This is a genomic window from Marinagarivorans sp. (genome assembly GCF_982758155.1).
In genome coordinates this window covers 1,874-5,355 of the sequence record NZ_CEXWTU010000285.1, presented here as the reverse complement: position 1 = coordinate 5,355, position 3,482 = coordinate 1,874, and the positions used below count along the sequence as shown (strand labels likewise).

Here is a 3,482-nt window from a genome sequence, read left to right as displayed (position 1 = left end):
TAGCTAATTCACATCGATCTGGGCAGCCACAACAGGCTCTACCGACGGCAACATGGGAACACTTGACGTTAGTGCAGACGGTAAAGTCGCGGTTGTTGTAGATTTATACCACATCACCGTTATCCATTTTGCTGACGATGGCTCTGTTGCAGCAGAATTTGAAGTGGAAGCAACTAAAATGAACTCTGGCGTTAAAGGTCGCCTCCATGTAGCTATTGATGAAAGTGGAAGTTCAGTCTATCTCAGTTTTCAAGCAAAATTTAGCGGCGAGAATGTACAAGCCGCCAATCACTACTCTGCTGTTGAAAAAATTGACGTAAGAAATGTTGAGGATGGCGAGCGTTTAGCCAACTTACGTTTTAGCTCACCAGATCAAGCCTTAGGCTTAGTCACTCAAAACGGAATGACTTTTGTCGCATCAGGGCAGCAAGGTTTGCAATTACTCGATGGGAATAATGCAGAAAAATTATCACTCAAAACGTATTATCAAACGCCGATGCGCGCAACAGATGTAAGCGTGAATACTCTTGGTCAACGCGCATATATAGTGGGTGATCAATCATTCAGTATTGCAGACCTCTCAAGCCAAGACACTCCAGCCATGGCAACTAATTGGGTTGAGGAATATTTCGAAAACGTGCAAGCAGGCCAAAGCCCTAACCCTCCACTTTCCGCAAGTGATGTTGAATTAGTTGAAGTACCTAATGTAGGTACCTATGCAGTAGTCACTCAGGCTCGCAGTGATAAAGGGTCTAATTTATTATTTTTGGATTCCCTCGGCAGCGACACTTGGTCTATTAATACACTTGATTACTCTAGTGCATTTAAAGTTGAAAACAAATTGCGCCTAGAGGAGTTTCAAGGTGACATATACACGCTCTATAATTCAACAGGCAGTACCGGTACATACCGCATTAAAAACGAATCGATAGCGACTCCGATTCCAACGCTAGAAAAATTTGCACCTAATTACGCTTATGACATTGCGTTTATTAATGATGAGATAGCATATTTGAATCAAGGCAGTCGTTATAACCGATGGTCCGTTATTGAGGCCAAAGAAAATAAAGGCCCCAAGAGCCCCTTAACTAATATTTATTTTTATGACACCGGCTTTACTGCATCAGGAAGTCGTTTGCTTGGTGCGGGCAGGCTTGCAAGCGAAGGGGAAGGATGCTGGTTAGCTGATGCAACTGGGGAAAATGGCAATTATTCACGATTGAATTTCGAAACACCAGACATTAGTGTTGTGCAAGCAGCAGCTATCACCAACAACCAGCAAACATGCTTTGCCGGATTTGGTTATGACTCAAAATTAAAGACGGTTTCTGACAGAGACGATTACCGAGCCAAAGCACCCTTTGGTATTTTAGCCGTCGATTTTATAAAACCCATTGATCAAATCGATTCAGACCCCGATAGCAGTTCAGAAAAATGGGAAGACCTCATTGACCCAGCCAGCGTAGCTCGCCAAGCGATTTATACCCTACCCGATAACCCAGAAGAAATTCTACCCGTAGGCAAGCGTTTATATATTGCGAACGCCACTTTCGGTGGAGTACAAATTCTTAACGCTTCAGATCCTACCAACCTAGTCCTGGAAGGTGTTTTACATACCGAAGATAGCGCACAGGGCTTAGATGTTACAGATGATCAATCACTGGTTATTGTTGCCGACGACAATATGCGCGGTATCGTGCAAATACCCATTGAGTTCCCAAGCATAAATCGTACGGATAATGATGCTGTGACTGCATTGCTCGACAATGCCAGCGCGATAGCCAATGCCGATGCGCATGCCATTGAAACGCAAACGCTAACTTTCGATATTGATTGGACGCGTGATGAGTACGACCAAGTCACCTGTTATGCCACAACCGACACCACAAGCTGGGGCAATGAAACTTGTGTTGCAACAATCTCTGACGGCACTGCCGGTGATGCAACATCGGCAACCCTTACTTGGACACTACCCGCCGGCGATATTGATCAAGAAATTCGTGTAGCAGTGGGTAACAACATCGAATTCTTATCCAGCACTTTCCAAGTTTTTGTGGATAAAGAAGTCGTAACACCATAATTGAAAATCCGCGGGTAAACGTAGGACGTGAGCCCGCATTTTAAAACCCTTAAATTCTCCAACTCTTAAAAAATGTTATATTCAAAAGGAAGAAAAATGAAAAAGTTATTAGCCGCATCATTAGTTGCATTAGCATCATCCAGTGTAGCCGCTCAAGATTACCAATATGAAATTGGTGTAGAGTACGAAGCGAATGATGCAGCCAGTGCTGCCGGTATATTAGGCCAAGCATTCTTTAGTAAAGTTGAAACTGAAGGTCACGCCTTAAGAGAATCAGCCTACATGGAGCGTAAAAGCAATATTTATGCAGCCTACGTAAACGAAGATTACGATGGTGCCGACAGCGAAAATGCCAGCTTCATCGGTGGCGAACTCTACATCCCTAAAGCCTATTTATTTCTTGGCGCGCAATACATAAGCGCTGGTGATGGCGATTGGGGTTTGACTCTAGGTGTTACCCCAATAGAAGGCCTGCGTATTACAACACAATATTGGGATGAACCAGGCTACGATTTTAACCTGCAAGGTAAGTACGTTGCCGACCTAGCCGGTGGTGATGCCATTAATATTGAATTGGGTTATTACGATAATGAAGTGGATGACACTGTAAGCCTTGAATTTGATTATTACTTTGGCCCAAGCTTTAGCTTAGGCGCCATTATTGCTAACACCGTTGATACAGATTACACCATTAAAGCTGAAAAGTTTTTCGCCGATCGCTTCAGCGTACACGCCAGCTATATGTTTGGCGAGTACGACGACACTTGGGGAATTGGTGCTGCAGTTCGCTTTTAAATAGCACACTCACTGAAAAAAGGGCTATTTTAAACAGCCCTTTTTATACAACACAATGACTAAAACATTACAGAAAACAGGCCTTACAGGCATGCAAGTAAGTAAGTATCCAGAAAAATGGAATTTCAGAGTTCAACCGTCAACGCAGTCTGTAGCTGCAGATGGATATTGCTCTACAAGATCTGCAACCTCATCACATGAGATTAGATTTCCTTGTAAAAACAAATTCACTAACAAGGAGTTCGCAGATACATCCATAGCAGTCAACTGATTAAATCCAACCGTCAAATCAGTCAATTTTTTATTTGACGATACATCCAACTCTGCAAGCTGATTAAAATCGACATGTAAATCGGTCAGAGCCACATTCGCTGAAACATCAAGGCTAGACAATTTATTATTTTTAAAGCTAAGAAATTCAAGGGCTTCATTTTTCGACAGGTCTATATCTGTGAACTGGTTCTTACCCAGCTCAGCACTTTTCAATTCTTTATTAAGCGAGATGTCAAGCTCCGCCAGCTCATTACCCCAAAGATTCAAAAACTCTAAGTCTTTATTCATTGATATATCGAGTGATACAAGATTATTATGCATAGGGTTGTGTAAC

At 42.6% G+C, this 3,482-nt stretch carries 2 protein-coding genes and 1 pseudogene; 2 read left to right on the top strand and 1 reads right to left on the bottom strand.

The features are described from left to right. Positions 1–52 precede the first annotated feature (52 nt). Together AC3A8L_RS19475 and AC3A8L_RS19470 are read left to right on the top strand one after the other, a co-directional pair. Positions 53–2,080: a hypothetical protein gene (locus AC3A8L_RS19475; RefSeq protein ID WP_487963937.1), complete on the top strand. Its 2,028-nt coding sequence runs from the start codon at positions 53–55 to the stop codon at positions 2,078–2,080. Between the two features lie 96 nt (positions 2,081–2,176). Next, the gene (locus AC3A8L_RS19470) at positions 2,177–2,875 is read left to right on the top strand and encodes a putative porin (protein ID WP_487963936.1); all 699 of its coding nucleotides are present in this window, start codon (positions 2,177–2,179) and stop codon (positions 2,873–2,875) included. A gap of 132 nt (positions 2,876–3,007) precedes the next feature. Here AC3A8L_RS19470 and AC3A8L_RS19465 read toward each other — a convergent pair. Continuing rightward, a pseudogene (locus AC3A8L_RS19465) lies at positions 3,008–3,482 on the bottom strand (hypothetical protein); the annotation flags it as partial.

What these genes read in the sequence shown, in the direction of transcription:
- AC3A8L_RS19475 (WP_487963937.1), top strand. Translation starts at nt 53, where the DNA reads ATGGGAACACTTGACGTTAGTGCAGACGGTAAAGTCGCGGTTGTTGTA.
- AC3A8L_RS19470 (WP_487963936.1), top strand. Translation starts at nt 2,177, where the DNA reads ATGAAAAAGTTATTAGCCGCATCATTAGTTGCATTAGCATCATCCAGT.